A 2,050-nucleotide genomic window follows, 5' to 3' on the forward strand; every position below is an offset into this window, starting at 1 on the left:
GCCGGCGCCTCAGGCGTGCGTAGCACCTGCGCCTCGATCAGCTGCTGGATGCTCTGATCCAGCGGGTACTGCTCGGCAGTCGCGTTCCAAGTCAGCAGGGTGCGCTCACGCTCGGCAGTGCCCAGCAACGGCAGCTCTGCCACGGCTTGCTCAGGCTGGGCGACGATGCCCTGCAACAGGTTGGTGAAATGCTCGGCCATGCGCTCGACGGTCGCGTGGTCGAACAGGTCGGTGGCATAGATGAACGAGGCTTCAAGCCCCTGTAGGGACTCGCGCGTCTCCAGGGTCAAATCAAGCTGTGCGACCTCGGTGGCGCTGTCTAATGCCTCGATCTGCAACTCGCCGAGCTTCGCCCCGCTGGCCGCGCCACGGCCAGCCGTCTGGTGGTTGAACATGACCTGAAACAACGGGTTGAGCCCCAAGGTGCGCTCCGGCGCCAAGGCCTCGACCAACTGCTCGAACGGCAGTTCCTGATAGGCCTGGGCATCCAGTGCGTGTTGGCGTACCTGGCGCAGCAGCTCGATGAACGGCTGCTCACAGATGACGTGCGCACCGATCACCTGGGTGTTGACGAAGTAGCCGATCAGGCCCTCGGTTTCGACCCGATTGCGGTTGGCACTGGGCACACCGATACGGATATCGTCCTGCCCGCTGTAGCGGTGCAGCAAGGCGTGGAACGCGGCCAGCAGCACCATGAACGACGTGCAGCCTTCAGTCCGTGCCAAGGCCTGCAGGCCCTGAGCCAAGGCTGTCGGCAGGCTGAGGTTGTGGCGTGCCCCCCGGTAGCTAGGCTGCGCCGGGCGCGAACGGTCCAGCGGCAGCTCCAGCACCGGTTGCTGTTTGCCTAGCCGCTCCGTCCAGTAGGCCAGTTGGCGCTCACGCTCGCCGGCCTCCATCCAATGGCGCTGCCACAACGCATAGTCCGCGTACTGAATCGGCAGCGGCGCCAGCGCAGGCGGCTGGCCACGGCTCAGGTCGGCGTACACGGCAATCAGCTCGGCGACCATCAGTTGCATCGACACGCCGTCAGAAACGATATGGTGCTGGGTCAGTATCAGTACCTGGTCGTCGGCCGCCATTTCCAGCAGACGTACCCGCAGCAAAGGCCCGTTGGCCAGGTCGAAGGTGCGGCGGGTTTCCTCGGCCACCTTGGCGTGCAAGCCGGCCTCATCGAGCGGGCCCACGTGCTCGCGGGCAATCAGCAGGCGCGCCTCGGGCTCGATCACCTGCAGTGGACGCGCCTGATCGAAGACAAAGCGCGTGCGCAGCGTCTGGTGGCGTTGCAGCAGATGGTCGAACGCCCCTTGCAGCGCTTGGCGGTCCAACCGGCCCCGCAGGCGCAAGGCCATGGGGATATGGTAGGCGCTGCTGTCGGGTTCTAGCTGCCAGAGGAACCACTGGCGCTCCTGGGCATAGGACAGCGGTAGCTGCTCGAAGGCCGATTGGACCTCAGGGATAGGCAGGTTGGCGGGCGATACGCCTTCGGCCTGCATTTTCTCCAGGTATAGCGTGCGCTTGTCCAGAGGCAACGTGATGAAACGGCGGGCAATCCGCGCAGCGACGGTGCTGTCCATCACAGCCCCTCCATATCGTCGAGCAGGTCTTCCAGGCGGCTCAGGGTCGAAGCCTGGACCGGTGCACCAGTGGCCTGCAGTTGATTGACCAGAGCTTCGAGCACCGGATACTGGAACAGCAGTTGCGGGACCAGTTTCAGCCCCAGTTCAAGTTGAATTCGCGACACGATATTGATCACCAGCAGGGAATGCCCGCCCAGTTCGAAGAAGTTGTCGGTCAGGCCGACCCGCTCAAGCCCGAGCACTTGCGCCCAGATCGCCGCCACCTGGCACTGCAGTTCGCTGTGCGGCGCCACGTATTCGCGCTGCGATTGCGCGGCGTCCACGGCAGGCAGCGCCTTGCGGTCTAGCTTGCCGTTGGGTGAAAGCGGCAGTGCATCGAGCGCCAGCCATTGGTTGGGCACCATGTAGTCCGGCAGGCCGCGACGCAGGTGTTCGGCCAATTGGGCTTGCCAGCCGTCCACTTCGCCGGCCAG

At 64.7% G+C, this 2,050-nt stretch carries 2 protein-coding genes; both read right to left on the bottom strand.

All coding sequences use genetic code 11. The features are described 5' to 3' along the window. A partial coding sequence (locus HU720_RS23860; protein ID WP_238337804.1) for a condensation domain-containing protein occupies positions 1 to 1,574 on the bottom strand: 1,574 nt, incomplete at its 3' end. After that, the coding region (locus tag HU720_RS23865) for a phosphopantetheine-binding protein (RefSeq protein ID WP_238337805.1) at positions 1,574 to 2,050 on the bottom strand (477 nt) is incomplete at its 5' end. The genes HU720_RS23860 and HU720_RS23865, both read right to left, overlap by 1 nt.

Source organism: Pseudomonas sp. SWRI51, assembly GCF_014268825.1.
Taxonomy (GTDB): Bacteria; Pseudomonadota; Gammaproteobacteria; order Pseudomonadales; family Pseudomonadaceae; genus Aquipseudomonas; species Aquipseudomonas farsensis.